At 57.5% G+C, this 19,787-nt stretch carries 18 protein-coding genes; 2 read left to right on the top strand and 16 right to left on the bottom strand.

Annotated features, from left to right (window positions below; genetic code table 11):
* Positions 1 to 64: 64 nt before the first annotated feature.
* The 6 genes from OS242_RS01220 to OS242_RS01195 all read right to left on the bottom strand — a co-directional run bounded on the left by OS242_RS01220 (position 65) and on the right by OS242_RS01195 (position 7,578).
* Positions 65 to 1,123, bottom strand: a complete 1,059-nt coding sequence (locus OS242_RS01220) for a BMP family lipoprotein (RefSeq protein WP_267149830.1) — start codon at positions 1,121 to 1,123, stop codon at positions 65 to 67.
* A gap of 117 nt (positions 1,124 to 1,240) precedes the next feature.
* On the bottom strand, positions 1,241 to 1,966 hold the full coding sequence (locus OS242_RS01215) for a GntR family transcriptional regulator (RefSeq protein ID WP_267149829.1): 726 nt from the start codon (positions 1,964 to 1,966) through the stop codon (positions 1,241 to 1,243).
* A gap of 152 nt (positions 1,967 to 2,118) precedes the next feature.
* Positions 2,119 to 4,665 (bottom strand): DNA translocase FtsK, encoded by a 2,547-nt coding sequence (locus OS242_RS01210; RefSeq protein ID WP_267149828.1) that lies wholly within the window; start codon positions 4,663 to 4,665, stop codon positions 2,119 to 2,121.
* 120 nt (positions 4,666 to 4,785) lie between these two features.
* On the bottom strand, positions 4,786 to 5,010 hold the full coding sequence (locus OS242_RS01205) for a YlzJ-like family protein (RefSeq protein ID WP_267149827.1): 225 nt from the start codon (positions 5,008 to 5,010) through the stop codon (positions 4,786 to 4,788).
* Positions 5,010 to 5,720 carry a ClpP family protease gene (locus OS242_RS01200; RefSeq protein WP_267150409.1) on the bottom strand — a complete coding sequence of 237 codons (711 nt, stop codon included), beginning with the start codon at positions 5,718 to 5,720 and terminating at the stop codon, positions 5,010 to 5,012. Before OS242_RS01200 ends, OS242_RS01205 begins: the two co-directional genes overlap by 1 nt.
* 190 nt (positions 5,721 to 5,910) lie before the next feature.
* Complete coding sequence (locus OS242_RS01195) at positions 5,911 to 7,578, bottom strand: ribonuclease J (protein ID WP_267149826.1); 1,668 nt, start codon at positions 7,576 to 7,578, stop codon at positions 5,911 to 5,913.
* A gap of 358 nt (positions 7,579 to 7,936) precedes the next feature.
* On the opposite strand from OS242_RS01195, the gene OS242_RS01190 reads away from it, so the two are divergent.
* Positions 7,937 to 8,854 (top strand): cation diffusion facilitator family transporter, encoded by a 918-nt coding sequence (locus tag OS242_RS01190; protein ID WP_267149825.1) that lies wholly within the window; start codon positions 7,937 to 7,939, stop codon positions 8,852 to 8,854.
* Here OS242_RS01190 and OS242_RS01185 read toward each other — a convergent pair.
* A complete protein-coding gene (locus OS242_RS01185) occupies positions 8,766 to 10,016 on the bottom strand; it encodes an MDR family MFS transporter (RefSeq protein WP_267149824.1) in 1,251 nt (416 codons plus the stop codon). The genes OS242_RS01190 and OS242_RS01185 overlap by 89 nt on opposite strands.
* 121 nt (positions 10,017 to 10,137) lie before the next feature.
* Between OS242_RS01185 and OS242_RS01180 the strand changes: the two genes are divergently transcribed.
* Entirely contained in the window at positions 10,138 to 11,004 is an 867-nt protein-coding gene (locus tag OS242_RS01180; protein WP_267149823.1) for a LysR family transcriptional regulator, read from the top strand.
* A 78-nt stretch (positions 11,005 to 11,082) separates the two neighbouring features.
* On the opposite strand, the gene dapA is transcribed toward OS242_RS01180, so the two are convergent.
* From dapA to OS242_RS01135, 9 genes are all read right to left on the bottom strand, one after another.
* Positions 11,083 to 11,964: a 4-hydroxy-tetrahydrodipicolinate synthase gene (gene dapA / locus OS242_RS01175; RefSeq protein WP_267149822.1), complete on the bottom strand. Its 882-nt coding sequence runs from the start codon at positions 11,962 to 11,964 to the stop codon at positions 11,083 to 11,085.
* A 45-nt stretch (positions 11,965 to 12,009) separates the two neighbouring features.
* Positions 12,010 to 13,227 carry an aspartate kinase gene (gene dapG, locus OS242_RS01170; protein ID WP_267149821.1) on the bottom strand — a complete coding sequence of 406 codons (1,218 nt, stop codon included), beginning with the start codon at positions 13,225 to 13,227 and terminating at the stop codon, positions 12,010 to 12,012.
* A gap of 52 nt (positions 13,228 to 13,279) precedes the next feature.
* Positions 13,280 to 14,317 carry an aspartate-semialdehyde dehydrogenase gene (locus tag OS242_RS01165; RefSeq protein WP_267149820.1) on the bottom strand — a complete coding sequence of 346 codons (1,038 nt, stop codon included), beginning with the start codon at positions 14,315 to 14,317 and terminating at the stop codon, positions 13,280 to 13,282.
* Between the two features lie 32 nt (positions 14,318 to 14,349).
* Positions 14,350 to 14,952 (bottom strand): dipicolinate synthase subunit B, encoded by a 603-nt coding sequence (locus tag OS242_RS01160; RefSeq protein ID WP_267149819.1) that lies wholly within the window; start codon positions 14,950 to 14,952, stop codon positions 14,350 to 14,352.
* Positions 14,953 to 14,970: 18 nt separating this feature from the next.
* Complete coding sequence (gene dpsA / locus OS242_RS01155; protein ID WP_267149818.1) at positions 14,971 to 15,849, bottom strand: dipicolinate synthase subunit DpsA; 879 nt, start codon at positions 15,847 to 15,849, stop codon at positions 14,971 to 14,973.
* Between the two features lie 149 nt (positions 15,850 to 15,998).
* Positions 15,999 to 16,280: a YlmC/YmxH family sporulation protein gene (locus OS242_RS01150; RefSeq protein ID WP_267149817.1), complete on the bottom strand. Its 282-nt coding sequence runs from the start codon at positions 16,278 to 16,280 to the stop codon at positions 15,999 to 16,001.
* A 102-nt stretch (positions 16,281 to 16,382) separates the two neighbouring features.
* On the bottom strand, positions 16,383 to 17,627 hold the full coding sequence (locus OS242_RS01145; RefSeq protein ID WP_267149816.1) for a M16 family metallopeptidase: 1,245 nt from the start codon (positions 17,625 to 17,627) through the stop codon (positions 16,383 to 16,385).
* A gap of 271 nt (positions 17,628 to 17,898) precedes the next feature.
* Positions 17,899 to 18,900 carry a polysaccharide deacetylase family protein gene (locus OS242_RS01140; RefSeq protein ID WP_267149815.1) on the bottom strand — a complete coding sequence of 334 codons (1,002 nt, stop codon included), beginning with the start codon at positions 18,898 to 18,900 and terminating at the stop codon, positions 17,899 to 17,901.
* Positions 18,897 to 19,649 carry a polysaccharide deacetylase family protein gene (locus OS242_RS01135; RefSeq protein ID WP_267149814.1) on the bottom strand — a complete coding sequence of 251 codons (753 nt, stop codon included), beginning with the start codon at positions 19,647 to 19,649 and terminating at the stop codon, positions 18,897 to 18,899. Before OS242_RS01135 ends, OS242_RS01140 begins: the two co-directional genes overlap by 4 nt.
* Positions 19,650 to 19,787: the final 138 nt, after the last annotated feature.

Genomic DNA, 19,787 nt, shown 5'->3' with positions numbered 1-19,787 from the left:
ATCCAAAAACAAGGCTGATGTGAACGTTCGCACCAGCCTTGGCTTTTAGATCAGGATCAAATTTTTACTTGAAGTTGTTGAACGCTTCTGCGGTCGCCGGGACTTTGATTTCTCCTGCGACGATCTTTTTCTTGTAGTCGTCCATCAGGGTGATCACGTCTTGCGGAGTGTTGGTGCTGGTGGTCGGAGCGTAGCCGACGCCGTCTTCTTTCAGGCCGAGCACGGTGTTCTTGCCCGCCACTTCGGACCACTTGCCGTTTTTCAGTTGCTCGGTGACTTGGTAGACTGCGTTGTCTACGCGCTTGACCATGGAGGACAGGGTGTTTTTCGGAGCCAGGTTGGACTGGTCGCGGTCTACACCGATGACCCAGTGGTTCGCGCCGCGCTCGACCGCTTCTTTGAACACGCCGTCGCCGGTTGCGCCGGAAGCGTGGAAGATGATGTCCGCGCCTTGTTGGTAGATCTGGGAAGCCAGCAGACTGCCTTTGTCCGGCTTGTCAAATGCATCCGCGTACGCCACGATGACTTCTGCGCCCGGGTTAACCGACTTCACGCCCGCTTTGAAACCGTATTCAAACTTTTCAATGAGCGCAAACTTGACGCCGCCGACAAAGCCCACTTTGTTGCTCTTGGTCATTTTGCCAGCCAGAACGCCCATCAGGAAGGAGCCTTCTTCTTCTTTGAAGGTGACAGACGCAACGTTTTTCGGGATCTCGCCGCCGAGGTTGGAGTCGATGATGCCGATGTGCGAGTCCGGGTTTTCCGTTGCGACTTTCTTGATGTCGTTTTCCATCAGGAAGCCGATGCCCCACGTCAGGTCGGTGCCCGACTTGACGAAGGAGGTCAGGTTCGGCGTGTAGTCTTCCGCACGCTTGGACTCTTGGACTTTGACTTCGACGCCGAGCTTTTCTTTGGCGCGGGTCAGGCCTTCCCATGCTGCTTGGTTGAAGGAGTTGTCGTGGATGCCGCCAACGTCGGTAACCATCGCGATGTTCATCTTTTTGCCTTGATCGCCGCCGGCAGCACCGCCGCCGTCTTTGTTATCGGATGTGCCGCAGCCTGCCAGCATGGATGCTGCGAGAATGCCGGCAAACGCGGCACTCATCAGTTTTTTACCTTTCATCTCCAATGTTCCCTCGCTTTCATGATTTGAACAATTCGGTGTGCGGAATGCAGTCAGACATAGCTGCGAGAACTGGTATGTACCTTCTCATGTTTCCCATTTCCGTGCGTTCTAACATCAGGGACGCCGACGCAAGACATGAAAATGGAACGTGTCGGTGCGGAAGTAGTTCGCCGACAGCAGTACTGGACAGCCGTTTGAATCGAAGTGCATCTGCTCCAAGAGCAACAGAGCGTCTCCTTCCCGAACACCAAGCGCCGGAAAGACAATCTCGTGGCCTGCGATCGGTTTGATCGCCGTCTCAGCGTACGCGATCGTCCGGCCGACTCGCTCCAAGTCGGTGAAGATCGAGCCTGAGAACTCGTTCAGCCCGCTTGGCAACACCGACTGCGGGATGCGGTCTTCACAGTAGACGACCGGATCTCCGTCGGCGGTGCGAATGCGCGTGATAAACCAAAACGGCTCAGGTGTGTTGAGGCCAAACCGCTCCAGATCTTCCGGAGATGCTTCGCCTTCCGTTGCTGTCAATCCAATGGTGCCCGGTATGCGGTTTGCCCGTTCGATCCATTCGGTCACGCTGAACAACTGCTCGATGCCTGCCTGCACGACAGACCGCTCTGCTATGAACGTGCCGATGCCGTGCCGGCGAACTACGACTCCCTCTTCCTCCAAAACGCGCAATGCCTCTCGCAAGGTCGCGCGACTGACGCCAAACAGTTTGGCAAGTTCAAATTCAGAAGGCAGACGAGTGCCCGGCGGCCATTCACCATTCGCTGACTGATCTTTGATGCGGTCGATGACCAGCATGTACAAGGGGCGTGTGTCCAGACGCAATTGATTCACTGTTACCTCCCCGGTCAGATGTCTGACACCAGTTCCTATTCTACATATTTCGACCCTTCTGTGCTAGAGATATTTTGTCACATTTACAAAAAAGATAAACAAACAACATGATTTGCCCCTACCCATGTCATCATATGGAAAAACAGGCAGCCTTATTCGGCTGCCTGTTGTTGCATCATCATCCATTGGTCGCGCGTGACGAGCACTTCGCGAGGTTTGCTGCCTTCGAACGGTCCGACAAAGCCCCGATCCTCCATCTGATCGACGAGACGGGCGGCCCGTGCGTAGCCGACTTTCAGTTTGCGCTGGATCAAGGAGACGGACGCCTGTTGGTTGTCGACGATCAAAGTGACCGCGTCGTAGAACAGGTCGTCGACATCGTCGTCGCCTCCCCCGCTCCCTTCATCACCCGCCGGTTGAGTCAGGTCGACGGTGTAGTGCGCCTCCTGCTGCGACTTGGCCGCGTGGACCACGCGCTCGACCTCCGCGTCGGAGAGAAACGCGCCTTGGACGCGCACCGGCTTGCTCGCGCCAACCGGCAGATACAGCATGTCGCCGCGTCCGAGCAATTTTTCGGCACCGCCGCTGTCGAGGATCGTGCGCGAGTCAACCTGCGAGGAGACGGCAAAGGCGATCCGCGACGGGATATTCGCTTTGATAACACCGGTGATGACGTCGACCGACGGACGCTGGGTGGCGATGATCATGTGAATGCCCGCCGCCCGCGCCATCTGTGCGAGACGGATGATCGCGTCCTCGACGTCGCCGGGAGCGACCATCATCAGGTCGGCGAGCTCGTCGACGATGACGACGATAAACGGGAGCGGCTGGGCTCCTTTTTCGTTCATCAGCGCGTTGTAGCCGTCGATGTTGCGGCAGCCGGTCTTGGAAAACAGCTCATAGCGGTGCTCCATCTCCGCGACGACCTTTTTCAACGCGTAGGCGGCACGACGCGGGTCGGTGACAACCGGAGCCATCAAGTGCGGAATACCGTTGTAGACATTCAGCTCGACCATCTTCGGGTCGACCATGATAAATTTGACCTCGGACGGTTTGGCCTTGAACAGGATCGAGGTGATGATCCCGTTGACGCAGACCGATTTGCCGGAGCCGGTCGCCCCGGCGACGAGCAAGTGCGGCATCTTGGCGAGATTGCCGACGATGGGACGGCCGGAGATGTCACGACCGAGCGCGACGGTGAGCTTGGAGTCACCGCCGGAAAACTCCGGCACGTCAAGCACCTCGCGCAAGGTGACGACGGCGACCTCGGAGTTCGGCACTTCGATGCCGACGGCCGATTTGCCGGGAATCGGGGCTTCGATCCGAATGTCTTTGGCTGCCAGAGCCAGCGCGATGTCGTCGGCGAGGTTGACGATCTTGGAGACTTTTACGCCGGTGGCCGGCTGCACCTCATATTGAGTGACCGTCGGGCCGATCTGCGCGTTGACCACTTTGACGGAAACGCCAAAGCTGTCGAAGGTCTGTTCCAATTTTTTGGCGTTCTGCTTGACCGAGTTGACGCCGACGTTGCGCGCGCCGCCCTTTGGCATGTCCAGCAGGGTCAAAGGCGGGATCTCGTAGTGCTCGTCCTCGATCCGGGGCGTCAGTTCCAACGCCAGATCGGGCGGCGCTGCCTCAAGGCCCGGCACCCCTTTTACGGGGAGCGGCTTTTTCGGCGGCAGATCGACCGGCTTCATCGGCGGAACGGGCTCCACCGGGAACTGCACCTTGATCTGCGGGGAATTGTCGTCCTGCATGAAGCGCGGCAGTTGGACCGGAATGTCGAGGTCCTCCTCGTCCGCCTTCTCCTCCCGCTGCTCGGCGAGCAATTGATCGGCGAAGGAGGAGACAGTAAAGGACATCTCCTGATCGGCGACGGCGACTGTCGTTTCTGCCGCGACGGCCAGCTCTTCCTCATCCGATTCCCACGGCGGCGTGTCATCGTCGCGGGCAGCCGCTTTCTCCTGGCGACGCTGTTCTTTTTCCTGTTGCTTTTGCTCCCGCTTTTCCCGGAGCAGACCGCCCCATTCGCGCATTGACTCATAGGTGTTTGCCATGCGGTTGGCGGCGCGCTGACGGCCTTCGCCCAGCACGGCGACAATCGATTTGCGGGTGATCAGGATCACCGAGATCAAGCTGCCCATGATCAGCACGAACAACGTGCCCGCCGTGTCAAACAGCACGTGCGTCGACATGAAAAAAACGTAGCCGATCAATCCGCCGCCGGCAGACGGTTTGGCCGCGATCTGTCCGTTCGATGCCACCGGCACGGTCGAGTTGTAGTCGACCTGCAAACCGATGCGCTCCCACGTAACGCCAAACATATCGGGCGTCTCTTTCATATGCGGCAGGTGGATCGAGTCGTACAGGTTCATATGCGACCAGGTCAACACGACCAATAAAAAGACGAGAAAGCCCCACTGCCGGGCGTTCATCACGATCCGGTGGCGGTGAATCATCAGATACAGGGCGCAGTAGATCAGATAGCTCTCCAGCAACCAGTCAAAGTTGCCCCCAAGCCAGATAAACACCGAGTCGATCGTCTTGCCCACCCAGCCGGAAGCGGCAAGACCGAGGATCGCCAGCGTGATCAGCGAGAGACCGATGATTTCAAATTTGATAAAACGCTTGGTTGAATCGAGTTTGCTGCTGCCTTTTTGGCTGCTCTTGTTGCTTTTGCTCTTCGTGGATTTCGCCATGCGTCATTCTCCGTTCTGTACTCCTTTTTGCCTTTAGAAAGTTTCTCCAAATTCCCGCTATTTCCTTCAACTCCCCTCTCTAAAAAATGAAAAAAGCCGCCCGCTCGGACGGCTTCTTCCTTATTGTTGAAAGAGGCAGACGGTCTGCCCCGGAGCAAACTCGGCCCGCATATAGCTGGCCGGTTTCGGACAGAGCAAGCGAATCACCTTGGCATAGCCCGGTTGATCGGCGCTCGGTTCGACCAGCATCTTCACGCCTTGCACCTCTGCCTCGATCCAATTGTACGTCGCGTTGTCCATGCCTTCAAAGATAAACTCCTCCGGCATCGTGGACCAGATCAACATTACTGGATCACCTCACTGCCCTGCGGCTGCGAACGGCGTTCCCCGATCAGTTGGTTGAGCTTGCGGATCGCGTGACCGATGCCGCCGATCTCGTTGATCAGGCCATAGTTGACCGCGTCGCGGCCGACGACGGTGGTGCCGATGTCGCGGGCAAGTTCCCCCGTTTTCAGCATCAGCTCACGGAACTTTTCTTCCGTGACGGCCGAGTGCGTGGTAACAAATCGAATCACGCGCTCTTGCATTTTCTCCAGATACTCGAACGACTGCGGCACCCCGATCACAAGTCCGGTCAGACGGATCGGGTGGATCGTCATCGTGGCCGTATCGGCGATGAACGAGTAGTCGGACGCCGTGGCGATCGGCACGCCGATCGAGTGCCCGCCGCCGAGCACCAGCGTGACGGTCGGCTTGGACAGCGAGGAGATCATTTCTGCGAGCGCGAGACCCGCCTCGACATCGCCGCCGACGGTGTTCAGGATGATCAACACCCCTTCGACCGAGTTGTTTTGCTCAGCCGCGACGAGTTGCGGGATGATATGTTCGTATTTGGTGGTCTTATTCTGCGGCGGCAGGACGACATGTCCTTCCACCTGTCCGATCACTGTGATGCAATAGATGTTCGATTGGTCGGTCGACGGTACGTTGGTTGTGCCGATCGCTTGGATGTTGTCGACCGGGCCTTTGATCATCGGTTGATCGAGGGGCGGCATCCCAGGCGGTCCGGACGGTCCCGGTCCCTGCGGGGTGATGCCGGGCGGCATGTCCATCTGGCCGTTTCTCCATTCTTGCATGTGACCATCCTCCTAACAGTTCTCACCGCTAGTATGAGCCACCTTTTTCCCGATCATGCAAAAAAGTCCGGTCGAAGATCGACCGGACTTTGGATGTGACGATTATGAATTAGACTTCCATGATGATCGGCAGGATCATCGGACGACGACGCGTTTGCTCGAAGAGGAAACGGGAGAGCGCGTCACGTACGCCGGTCTTCAGCGAAGACCATTCGTTGACGTTTTCTGCCACCATGCGCTGGAGCGTTTGCGTGACGATGCGGTTCGCCTCTTCCAGCAGCTTCTCCGATTCGCGGACGTAGACGAAGCCGCGGGAGATGATGTCCGGACCCGAGAGGATCGCACCGTCTTGTTTGGAGAGCGTGACGACCACGACGAGGATGCCGTCTTGCGAGAGCAGCTTGCGGTCGCGCAGGACGATGTTGCCGACGTCGCCGACTCCGAGGCCGTCGATGAGAACGGTGCCTGCTTGCACTTTGCTGCCGACACGGCCGCGGCCGTTTTGGAACTCAATCGAGTCACCGATGTCGACGATGAAGCAGTTTTCCCGCTCAACGCCGGTAGAGGTCGCCAGTTCCACGTGACGCTTGAGCATGCGGAACTCACCATGAACCGGGATGAAGTACTTCGGCTGGACGAGGTTGAGCATCAGTTTCAGCTCTTCCTGCGAACCGTGACCGGAGACGTGAACGCCGGAGACTTGCTGGTAGATGACCTTCGCACCGATGCGGAACAGTTGGTCGATGGTGCGGGAAATGTGCTTTTCATTGCCGGGGATCGGCGAGGACGCGATGATGACGGTGTCGCCCGGCATGATCTCGACTTTGCGATGGGTCGCGCGCGCCATGCGGGTCAGTGCCGACATCGACTCGCCTTGCGAACCGGTCGAGAGGATGACGACCTTGTCGGCCGGCAACTTGTTCACATCGTCCGGGTCGATGATCGTGCCTTTTGCCACGTTCAGATAACCCAGTTCGATGGCGATGTTGATGTTGTTGACCATCGAGCGGCCGACGATGGCGACTTTGCGCCCGAAGCGCTCGGCCGACTCAAACACCTGTTGAATCCGGTGCAGGTTCGACGCAAAGGTCGCGAGGATGATGCGGCGGTCCGCTTGACGGAACGTCTCATCGATGGTTTGGCCGACGACGCGCTCGGACATGGTGTAGCCCGGACGCTCTGCGTTGGTCGAGTCGGACAAGAGAGCCAGAACGCCCTTTTCACCCAGTGCAGCGAGGGTGTGGAAGTCGGCCTTCCGCCCGTCGACCGGGGTGAAGTCAAATTTGAAGTCGCCCGTGTGAACGACGACCCCTTCCGGCGTGTCGATTGCGAAACCGACCGTGTCCGGGATCGAGTGGTTGTTGTAGAACGGGGTGATGGTGAAGACACCCGCTTTGATGATGCTCTTGTTCGTAATCGTGATGAGTTTGGTGACGTCGAGCAGGTTGTGTTCGCGAAGTTTGCCTTCGACCAGACCCAGAGTGAGTCGAGTGCTGTACACCGGCACGTTGATGTGTTTCAGGAAATACGGAAGACCTCCGATGTGGTCCTCGTGTCCGTGCGTCAAGAAGACACCGCGGATCTTCTTTTTGTTTTCGATCAAATACGTGATGTCCGGAATGACGATGTCGATCCCGAGCATTTCCTCTTCCGGAAATTTCAACCCGGTGTCGACGACAATGATGTCATCTCCGTACACGTACGCTGTCATATTCTTGCCGATCTCCCCTACGCCGCCCAACGGGATGATCGACAATTTGTTGTTGTTCTTGCTCAACTCTACACCTCCAAATCAGATAACCGTATCAAAAAAAGACTTGTCCTAGTTCGCGTCACCATTAACCCGTACCAGTCACTTGGTAAATATTATACATGATCGCTACCTTCGAGACAAGAGAACCGTAGGCGTAGTATTTCCGCAACCTTTTTCGATTACCCGTTTTCCTCGACTTCATCCCCTTTTGACGGGACTTGCCATAGAATGTATAATGTGTAGACGTTGAAAAGTAGGTGTATAGAATGCGCGATCCAATTATACGAACCAACCTCATAGATACAGGGCCTCAACCAATAGCTGGTTGAGGCCCTTTTTGTTTCCCTGAGGAAAGAAAGATGGAGAGGGGCAAGATAGAGAGATGAACCATACACAAAAAGGTACCGCCCTGTTTGCGGCATGGATTTCTCTGCTGAGCAATCTGTTTTTAACGGTGATCAAATTGGGAGTCGGTCTGCTGTTCAACTCCCCGGTACTGGTCGCCGACGGTGTACACAACGGCGCCGACGTGGTCGCTTCTCTGGCTGCGCTGTCGTCGATGCGCATCTCCTCACGTCCCGCCGACGAGGATCACCCGTACGGCCACGGCAAAGCGGAGGTGATCGCATCCGGCGCGGTCGGGATCATCCTCGCCCTCGCCGCAATGATGATCGGCTATCATTCCTTCCTGGCGCTGTTTGAACCGGCGCATGAAGCGCACTGGATCGCTTTGGTCGCCGCCTTGATCTCAATGGTCTGGAAGCAACTGCTTTACGTCTTTACGATCCGTATCGGCAAAGCGTCGAACAGCAAAGGTCTGATCGCCACCGCCTACGACCATCTCGCCGATGTGTGGGCGTCGCTGGCAGCCGTGATCGGCATTGGACTGGCTCTGCTCGACCAACATGTGGCGATCCCCTTCGCCCAATACGGCGACCCGCTCTCCGGGATCATCGTCTCCGCGCTGGTGCTCAAACTCGCCTATGACATGTGCCGCGAATCGGTGGAGATCCTGATGGAAAAAGCGGTTGAACCGGACAAACTCTCCGAATACGAGCGGCTGGTCCTTTCGGTGCCGCAAGTCAAGCGCATCGACCGGCTCCGGGCCCGCGAGCACGGCCACTACATTCTCGTCGACGTGCGTGTCGGCATCTCCGGCGAATTATCCGTTCAGGAAGGCCACGACATCGGCCGGGCGATCAAACTGGCGATCATGAACGCGCACTCGGACGTTGATGAGGTGCTGGTGCACTTAAACCCGTGGTACGCGACCGACGTGCCGCCGCCTCCGCACCTTTGAGGAAGAACAAGATCGAAGAAAGGGTGAACAGCGCCACGATCCAAAATGCCGCCGCGTCATAGCGGGCGAGCAGAAACCCGCCGACCCACGGGCCGAGGAAATGACCGAGATTTTTCAGGTTTTGCGAGCCGAAGTACGCGCCCCGCATCCCCTCCGGCGCGAGACGGTCGATAAACAAACTGCCCGCCGGGAAGGACAAGACTTCCCCAAGCGTAAACACCACCATCGCCATGATCATCAGCGCCCACGTATCCGCAAAGGAAAAGGCGCCGATCCCCACCGCATACAGCACCGTGCCAAGCGAGATCAAAAACATCGGCGAGAACTTCTCCGCCCATCGGGAGATCGGCAGTTGCAGCGCGACGACGACGATGGCGTTGACGCTGCACAGCAGGGCAAACAGCGTCACCCCGTCGGTGAAACTGACCTCTAAAAATTGGGAGAGCGTCGAAGTCATCTGCGTGTAACCGAACGTAGTGATCGTCCCCCCGATCACGTACAGCAGTAGAGCATTGTCATGCGCCACCGTGCGGACGGTCTGGCGAAACGTGACGTGCTCTTTTTTCTGCTCCTCCAGTTCCCGCAGGCCAAAGCGGTTCATCAGCACATGCAAGGAGACGGCATAGATCAGATACACAACCCCGCTGAGCACAAACGGCAGCGGACCTGCCGCCAGACCCAGCCACGCGCCGAGCATCGGGCCGACCGCAACGCCGATGTTAATCGCGGTGTAGCGCAGCGAAAAGACGCGCATCCGCTTTTCAGGCGGGGTCAGATCACCCATCAAAGCTTGCGACACCGGCTCGAAGAACGCCCGGCACAGGCCGTTAAGAGCACTGAGCAAGATCAGGATCCACGGCGTCTCCGTGACAGCAAACGTGAGGAATACGACGCTCCAGACGTACAGCGCCCCGAGCATCACCACCCGGCGGCCAAATCGGTCTGACAGCGTGCCGCCGAAAAATCCGCCGAACGTGCCGGCCAGCGGACCGACCCCGACTGCAAGGCCGATCATCTCCGGGCTCATATCGGTGCGAAAAGCTAAGTATAAGGCCAAAAACGGCAAGCTCATCGAACCTGCCAGACGGGCCAGAACGGTTCCGACCAGCAAGGAATGGACGATGGGATGATACGAATTGAGAAAGACACGCAAACGTTGCATGCCAGCACCCCCTTTGTTGTTTTTCTGTTTTCTTTATTCTGACTATACTCCATTTTCTTGGGAATTTGTTATAGAATACCGGTAAGGAGTTATCAATATTTTCGATTGGAAGGTTGACCTCATGAACCTCGAATATCTGGAGATGTTTTTGACCATCGCCCGCTTCGGCTCGATCAACAAAGCGGCCGATGCTCTCTATCTCGCCCAGTCCACCCTCACCCACCGGCTCAAACAGTTGGAAAAGCAGGCAGGGGCCTCCCTCTTCGTCCGCACGGCCAGCGGAGTGGCTTTGACGCCGGAAGGACGCCGCTTTGTGCCGGTTGCCACGTCGGTCGTCGAACAGATGCGCTCGTTTCGCCAAGAAGCCGGAGCGAGGCGTCCGCTGACGATCTCCGCCGGCAAAGCGTTTGCTTCCTACGAACTTCCCCGCTTGATCGGCAGTTACCGCCGGCAGCACCCGGACTTCACCTGTTATGTAAAATCCAATCTGTTCGAAGAAGCGATCACCGCCCTTTTGACCGGCACCGCCGATCTGGCTTTGCTCGGCAGCGAAGTCTATCATCCCCAGTTGCAACAGATCGCGTTGACAGACGACCGGATCGTGCTGATCGTCGCGCCGGAGCACCCTTGGGCGGAGCAGTTCCCCGGTTTTGATCATTGGGGACTGCAAGAGGTGATCGCCTTTGCTGATGCGTCCGCCCCGTTCCGTCAGCGGGTCGACCGCTTTTTGGCGGAACAGGGTCTCTACTCGAACGTGATCATGGAATTGGACAGTTTCAGCGCCGTCAAGCGGATGGTGATGCAAAATCTCGGGGTGGCGATGCTCCCGGAGCGCACCGTCTGCGAAGAGGTCGCGGCAGGCACGCTGATCATGCACGATATCGCGGGCGGGGTGCTGACCCGACCCACCCTGATCGCGTTCGCCAAGCACAAGGAACAGGATCAAACGTTTCGTGATTTTGTGGAGTGGGTCAAACAGGCCTATTGATCGTCAAAAAAGCGCATGAAAAAGAGCCGGACGCTGATCGTCCGGCTCTTTTTCGACACTCACCCATCTCGTGATCGGTCAGGCTTTGTCTTTGACTTTTTTCAGGCGTTTCTTGACTTCCTCGATCAATGATTCGTCCGCTGCCACCAGCGGGAGCCGCACGCCGCCGACTTCGATGCCCTGCGTGCTCAGCGCCGCTTTGACCAGCGTCGGGTTGGTCGTCAGGAACAGACCTTTGAAGACCGGGGTCAGTTCGATGTTCAAACGAACCGCCTCAGCGAGGTTGCCTTCAACAAATGCGTTGATCATCGCAGTCATCTCTTCGCCGACGACATGTGCCGCCACGGAGACGATACCGTATGCGCCGATCGACATCATCGGCAGCGTCAGGAAGTCATCGCCGCTGTAGACGTAAAATCCTTCCGGCGCGCCGCTCAAGATGTCGATGATCTGGGAGAAATCGCCGCTCGACTCTTTGGTGGCGACGATGTTCGGGATCTGTGCCAGGCGCAGTTGGGTCGAGGCTTCCACGTTGATGGAGGTGCGACCCGGAATGTTGTAAAGGATGCACGGGATCTTGACCGATTCCGCGATCGTTTTGAAATGCTGGTAGAGTCCTTCTTGCGAAGGTTTGTTGTAGTACGGAGCGACGAGCAACAGGCCGTCGACGCCCAGCGCTTCCGCCTCTTGGGAAAACTGCACGCTGTCAGCCGTGTTGTTGCTGCCGGTGCCGGCGACGACCTTGACGCGACCTGCCACCTTTTCGACAACGTGTTGGAACAGTGCGAGCTTTTCGTCGTGCGAGAGAGTCGGCGATTCGCCGGTGGTACCTGCGACGACAATCGTCGTGGTGCCGGTTGCGATCAGGTGCTCGACCAACGCATCAACTTTTTGGAAATCAATGTTGAGTCCTGCGTCAAAAGGCGTGACCATCGCCGTCATCAGTCTGCCAAAATCCACGTCTTTCCACCATCCTGTATCGATTGTCCCTGTCAGGCGTCTGCCCTACAGAGCGTGTAGTTTAAACGTATTGTGCAGGGCGCGCACCGCCGCGACCATGTCTTCGCCGCGCACGAGCACCCAGATCGTCGTGTGCGAGTCGGCCGATTGCAAGATCTCCACGCCTTCCTCGGTGATCGCCTCGACGATCTGCGCCATCACGCCCGGCACGCCGGCGATCCCGGCTCCGACGGCCGCCACTTTTGCACAGCCGCGCAGAACGTCCGGCTCAAAGCCGAGCTCCCGCAACACGTGCACCGCTTGTTCGGTGTCCGCATCCTGTACCGTGTAGGCGACGCCCCGCGAGTTTACGTTGATAAAGTCGACAGAGATGCCGTTTGCCGCCATCGCTTTGAAGACTTGCAGTTGCATGCCCTTCTGACCCGGCTGAGCATACACCTTGATCTGGGTCACGTTCGCCGCCTGCGTGATCCCGGTCAGCAGACGGTCCTTCAGTTCCCCTTCAATCCGGTCGCTGTCGACCTGATTGGTGACCAGCGTCCCCTCGTCGCGCGACATCGTCGAACGCACGCGGATCGGGATGTTTTTTTGCATCGCGATCTCCACGGCGCGCGGGTGGATCACTTTGGCTCCTTGATAGGCCAAGTTGCAGATCTCCGCATACGTAACGGTGTTCAGACGACGCGCTTCGTCGACGATGCGGGGATCAGCCGTCATGATGCCTTCGACGTCTGTGAAGATGTCCACGACCTCTGCGTCGAGCGCGACGCCGAGCGCGGTGGCGGTAGTGTCGCTGCCGCCGCGCCCCAGCGTCGTGACCTCTTGGTCCTGACTCCAGCCTTGAAAGCCGGTCACAATCACGATGCGTCCTTGTTCCAATTCATTCAAGATCCGCTTCGGATTGATCGTCAAAATGTGAGCCCGCGTGAAATCATCGTTCGTCGTGATCCCGGCCTGCCCCCCCGTCAACACTGCCGTATCCACGCCGTGTTGACGAAGGTGTGAAGCAAAGACGACGCCGGAGATCAATTCCCCGCAGGACATCAAGAGATCGAGCTCGCGTCGGTTCGTGCGGTCATCCTCTCCGATCAGCCCAAGCAGCGTATCTGTCGCATACGGGTCGCCTTTGCGCCCCATCGCCGACACGACGACGACAACGCCGTATCCACGCTCTTTTGCCTCCAGGATGTGTTCGATCGCCCGCTCGCGAACTTCACGGGTGGCGACCGACGTGCCGCCGAACTTTTGAACGAGTATGCGCATGGCTGTCCCCTCTTATCCAGTTTTTGCAAGTGTTTACGCCCGATGTGAAGATTTAACGGGTTTTGACCATGTATTCTGCGATCTGCACGGCGTTCCACGCAGCGCCTTTGAGCACGTTGTCCGAGACGACCCACAAGTTCAGGCCGCGCGGATGGAACAGATCCCGACGGATGCGTCCCACATACACGTCGAGCGTGTCTGCGGTGGTCGCCGGCATCGGATATTCTTGTTCGTCCAAATTGTCAACCACGGTGACGCCGGTCGCCTGCTCCAGCAGCCCGCGCACTTCCTCCAGATCGAACGGACGCTTGGTCTCGATGTAGACCGATTCGGAGTGACCAAAGACGACCGGCACACGCACGGCGGTCGGCGTGACCTGAATCTCTTGGTCACCGAAGATCTTGCGGGTCTCGTTGACCATCTTCATCTCTTCTTTGGTGAAGCCGTTATCGGTGAACGTGTCGATCTGCGGAATGACGTTAAACGCCTGCTGGTGCTTTTTCGGCAAAGAGCCGACCGGCAGATAGCTCGGAGTTGGTTGCTCCCCGCCCACGATGGCTTTCGTCTGCGACATCAGGTCGTCGATCCCTTTTTGACCGGCACCGGACACCGCCTGATAGGTGGAGACGATGATTCTGTCGATGCCGTACGCGTCATACAGTGGTTTCAGAGCGACGACCATCTGGATGGTCGAGCAGTTCGGGTTGGCGATGATGCCCCGGTGCTGCGAGATCATGTGCGGGTTGACTTCCGGCACGATCAGCGGCACTTCCGGCACCATGCGGAACGCGGAGGTGTTGTCGATGACGACAGCGCCGCGCTCCACCGCTTCCGGGGCCAGACGCTCGGATACGGAACCGCCTGCGGAGAACAGAGCGAAGTCCATGCCTTCGAACGCCTCCGGGCGCGCTTCTTCCACTTTATAGGTCTGACCTTTAAACTTCAGCTCCTGCCCGACAGAACGGGCAGAAGCGAGCAGACGAAGTTCACCGACAGGAAAGTCGCGTTTTTCGAGCGTTTCGACGATTTTTTGTCCGACTGCGCCGGTGGCTCCCACCACTGCGACATTGTAGCGTGCCTTTTTCTCCATAAATTGCCCAACTCCTATTCTTGATTAAAGGACTATGCTTGCAAGTCCCGCCACTTCTCCACGACCATCGGTTGGAGTTGTTTTTTCTCGAGGGCGTGTTCCAGCGTCGGGATGATCAACTCATTGCGTGCGACCAGGGAATTGATCTTTTTCCAAGGATCATCTTGCCCGAACGGCACGAAGAAAATGTTTTTCGTCGCCAAAAGCCGCCCGACATTGACCGCGTTCAGGCCAAGTCCGTCGTTGGTCGAGATCGAGATCACGACCGGGCGGTCATTGCGCAGCGTGGATTTGGCCGCCATCAGCACCGGCGATTCGTTCATCGCGTTGGCAAGCTTTGCCAGCGAGTTGCCGGTGCAAGGAGCGATCAGCATCACGTCGAGCAGTTTCGACGGGCCGAGCGGCTCCGCTTCCGGGATCGACTTGATCGCCGTCTCGCCGGTGATCGATTCAATTTTGGCCACCCACTCATCCGCTTCGGCAAATCGGGTGGTCGTCGATTGTACAGTATACGAGAGAATCGGCACGACGCGTGCGCCAAGCTTCATCAATTCTTCCATCGCCGGTTGAACTTCCGCATAGGTGCAATGCGAACCGGTCAAACCAAAACCGATCGTTTTGCCTTTGAGATCCATATGCTTTCCCTCCAAGGATTACGCGTGTTCCCAAAGCAGACGGCAGATGGTGCGAGCCAAGATCTGACCGGCTGTCTTCGGGGCAACGATCCCCGGCAGGCCTGGAGCGAGCAGTGCTTTGATTCCCCGTTTTTCCGCATAACGAAAGTCTGTGCCGCCCGGTTTGGACGCGATGTCGATAATCACAGAGGAGCGCGGCACCTTGGCCAGCACCTCCGCCGGCAAGACCATCGCCGGAATGGTGTTGAAAATCAGATCTGCCTCCCGGACAGCCTGTTCCAACTCGTTCATCGGCACCGCTCGCAGTTTCATCTCCTGAATGCGGGCGATATCTGCCGGTTTGCGTGCGCAGACAGTCACCTCCGCCCCGATGCCACCAAGCATCCGGGCCAGCGTGATCCCGCAGCGACCAAAACCGAGCACGACGGATCGCGAGCCGTGAATGGTGATGTCGGTATGCTCCATCGCCATCTGGATCGCCCCCTCCGCCGAGGGCACCGAGTTGTGGATCGCCACTTCGTCCAGCTCCATCAGCTTGACGAGGCGCAGATTGCGCTGCCGGCAGATCTCGCTGAGTTTCTGCCTGGCGATGCCGGTGAAGATCTGAGCATGGCGCGGGATCGCGTCAAAATGCTTTTGTTCCAACACCAACTCGGTTGAGGAGTATTTGCTTTCCACTTTACCAGTATCGTCCATCCCGGTGACGGGAAGCACGATTGCATCAACGTCAGCCAACACATCAGGGGTGAGTTCTGCCTTCACCGTGTCGGCGAGGGGTGTCTCGAACTGGTCGAAGCCGATCAATACGATGCTCGCATCGAGATCGCTCGCGTGCTTGATGACCTCCATGATGCGGGCATCGCCGCCGACAAACGCCATCTTGATCCCTGTCAGCATGCTTCTCCGTACCCCTTTCAAAACATTTTACGCGATTTTCTAAAATATTCAAGGCTTGAGGCTTTGCTCAGTCCGGCACGACAGCAGCACGGTTCACGGGGAATGCTCCATGCCGCGGTCGTTGCGAGTGAGATATCGTATGCCGCTGCCTAGTTGCTGGTTCCTGTTGACGAGGACGTTTGCTCAAACGGGTGCGTGTCACCTTCGCTGTCCAACAAGATCATATCCGGTCCGACCTTGCGGATCGCGTTCCAAGGAATCACCGTATCCTCCCGCTTTTTACCAAAAGGCAATCCGCCCGCTGCCAGAAGGATCGACTCGATCTTGCCCGTCTCCTCGTCGATCCACAGATCTGCTCCGCCGAGCACGCCCCGCCTTGTTCCCGTCTGTACATCGATCATCTCTTTGCCAGCCAGTTCGCTCAATCTCATCGCTGTTATGCCTCCTTCGCCTGTGGGCGTGTTTTGGTATTGCTTATGCGTCCGGAAAACGAAAAAGTACCCGTCTGCATCAGACGGGCACTTTCAGGTGATTTATGCGTTTTCGTTTGGAGCACGCAGATCGTCGAACGGACCGACGGCCGCCATGGCAAACGTGCCGCCGAGCATCTGTTTGGCAGCGGCATTGACTTGGTCGAGCTCGACCTTTTTGATCTTTTCGACCAGATCGTCGAGCGTAACGTGCCGACCGAGCAGCTCGTTTTTGCCGAGGCGGCTCATGCGGGAAGAGGTGCTCTCCAGCGACAGCATCAGCGAACCTTTGACCTGCTCCTTGGCTTTGTTCAGTTCCTCTTCTGTGATCCCTTTGGCCGCGATGTCGGCGAGGATCTCGCCGCACAGGTCGGTGACCATCTGCGCCCGCTCGGGACCCGTGCCGACGTACAGACCGAACATGCCGGTCTCTTTGTAAGCGGTATGGTACGAGTAGATCGAGTACGCAAGACCGCGCTCTTCGCGGATGTCTTGGAACAGACGGGACGAGGAAGAGCCGCCGAGCACGTTGTTGAACAGGATCGTCGGGTAGATCATTTCATGGTCATACGCAAAGCCCGGAGCGGCCAGCAGGATGTGTGCTTGCTCCGTGCCTTTGTTGCGGATCGCTTTGCCGGACGAGAAGGTGGCCGCTTTGTCCTGACGTTGCACGCGCGTTTGCGGCAGGTCGCCGAACAGGGCCTCGACCAGTTGGAGAGCCTCGCGGTGTTTGACGTTTCCTGCGATGGCGATGACGATGTTGTCGGTCGTATAGTTTTGTTGCATGTATTGGAAGAAGTCCTGCTGCCGGAAGGAGTTCAAAGACTCCTCCGTGCCGAGGATGTTGTAGCCGAGCGCGTGATCCGGGTACACGACTTCTGCGATCATGTCGTGCACGAGATCATCGGGCGCGTCTTCATACATTTTGATCTCTTCGATGATGACGCGGCGCTCTTTGACGAGTTCTTCCTCGGCAAATTTGGAACGCAGCAACATGTCGGCCAACGTCGACATGGCGAGACCGAAATGCTCATCCAATACTTTCGCGTAATAGCAGGTGTATTCTTTAGAAGTAAACGCGTTTACCTGGCCGCCGATACCGTCAAACATTTCGGCGATCTGCCGGGCAGACAGCTTTTCCGTTCCTTTAAACATCATGTGCTCGATAAAATGGGTGATGCCGTTGGTCGCCGGATTTTCATCCCGGGAACCGGTTCCGACCCAGATACCCAGCGATACGGAACGCACAGACGCGATCTCTTCGATCACGACGCGCATGCCATTGGAAAGAACCTCACGATAGATCAAGTATATCCTCCTCTGTTACAGAGAGACAACACATCGTCTCGCCTGTTTTCTTCAGGCCATCCGATTTTGGTCTGAACATCTTTTGGGGTGATGCAAAATTTACTATAACATACATTCAGCCTATGTCGCCAATTTCCACCATGTGATGTCCCCTCTGAGATTTTCCCGGTTGCTCTGTACTTTCCTTATTATATGGGAATCGCGCACGAGCTAGTACAAGCTCCAAATATAGCTACTTTTCGCTAAAAAAGGCTGTCGAGAGCTCGACAGCCTAGGGGTTTTGCAAGGGCCGGGTCGGATCGATCAACTCCGAGACGGTGACAAGGTCGTAGCCCTTTTTCTTCAGATTGGGAAGCAGCGACCGCAACGCCTCGCGGGTCGGTTCGGTCGGATGCATCAGGACGAGCGCTCCATTTTCCGCACGGGACAGCACTTTGTCCTGAATCGAGGCGGCAGGCGGTTTGCGCCAGTCCAGCGTGTCGATCGTCCAGAGAATCGTCCGCATCTTTTGTCCGTGCGCCTGTTTGACCGTCTCATCGTTAAACGCGCCGCCCGGCGGGGCGAACAATGTCGGCGTTTGACCGGTCGCCCGTTTGATCGCCTGATTGGTGCGGACGATCTGGCTCAGTTGACTGCGGCTGTCGAGATTGGCCATGTCCGGGTGCGAATAGGCGTGGTTGCCCAGTTCATGACCGCGCACGAGGAGTTCTTTGGCAAGGTCCGGATTTTTTTTGGTCCAGGAACCATCCAGGAAAAAAGTGACCTGCACGTTGTGTGTCTCAAACGTGTCCAACATGTCGGCCAGATACTCCTCGCCCCACGCCACGTTGACCATCAAAGCCATCTGTTTTTTCTCGCCGTTGCCCCGGTAGATCGGCAACGGTCCAAGGTCATCGAGGGAGATGGCGGCCGGGATCTGCTTGGCTACCAGCGGGATGCGGTCACCTTTGCTCGCCTTCGCCTTTTCCATCGTGGCTTCGACGTCGACTTCCACACCGTTTAAGGAAGGGATCGCCTTCCAGACCGGGTGATTTTGGGCATCGATGGGGTCGGCGTTATACTGCTTGGCCAACACTTCGACTCTTTTGCGCAGGTCTTTGTCCTGCTGATTCGCCATCGCGCTGACGACCGGCATCGGATGATCGACTTTCGCCGGGGCGCTTTCTGCACCGGAGCGAAAAAGACCGCTCAGGAGAAACACGAGGGCCACCGCACCAAATAAAAGCGGACGGCGTTTCACGGCTGAGACAGTCGGGCTGTTACGGTGCTTCATGATCTGTCACCCTCCCCTCGCATCTCGTTGACAGATCGCACGTCATACCCGCTGTCACGCAAGCTTTTCAACAGGCCCGGCACCGCAGCGGCCGACAGTTGATCCACGCGCATCCGCAGGATATCGCCCGGTTGCACCCCTTCGTGCATCCGGCCAAATACGTGAACGGCGTCATCCTTCGTTTTCGGAGCGGCGTCAATCGACCAGCCGATCAACTCGGCATGGCGGGATCGAATCGCTTTGGCGACCGCGCTTTTCGCTTCTCCATGCGGGACTCGAAACGCCCGGTGTTCCGGGAGACCCGCCTTTGTCCACGCGGCGTCGGAACGCTCCAACTCCGCCCGCACTTCTTCTGCCGACATCTGGCTCGTGTCGCGGTAGGTGTACAGGCTCTGCCCGACCTCATGCCCGGCAGAGACAATCGCCTGAGCGCTGCGGGGGTTGGCCTCGATCCACGAGCCGGTCAGGAAAAAGGTTGCCTTGACGTTGTGCGATCGCAAAGCGAGCAAAATGTCGCCGATACGCGCTGAGTTGGAGTCCGCTCCCACATCAAACGTGAGCGCGACAACGGAAGCTTCCACCGGGTAGGACTGAACGGGGATCGACATCCCTTTCAGGTCTCGTACATATGTATTGATCGCCAGCGTGTCGCTGATCCCGGAAAACAGCAACAGACAGGCGGCGCCGGCGGTGAGCAATTTGCCGACGTGGATGCGACGTGCAACCGTCATTTTCTTCATCGTCTTCATGGCGTCCACCTCACTCGCTTCTAATTTATGCGGGTCAAAGGTGGACTAGACCTCAAGGGGCGGTGCCAGCCCTCGTGGAGCAACTCGGAACGCAAACGAAAAAAAGAGGCAGATCGCTCTGCCCCTCTTACAGGTGGT

This window comes from Tumebacillus lacus, assembly GCF_026410385.1.
GTDB classification, from domain to species: Bacteria; Bacillota; Bacilli; order Tumebacillales; family Tumebacillaceae; genus Tumebacillus; species Tumebacillus lacus.
The sequence above is the reverse complement of the archived record's forward strand: the minus strand, read 5'-3'. Positions and strand labels throughout refer to the sequence as shown.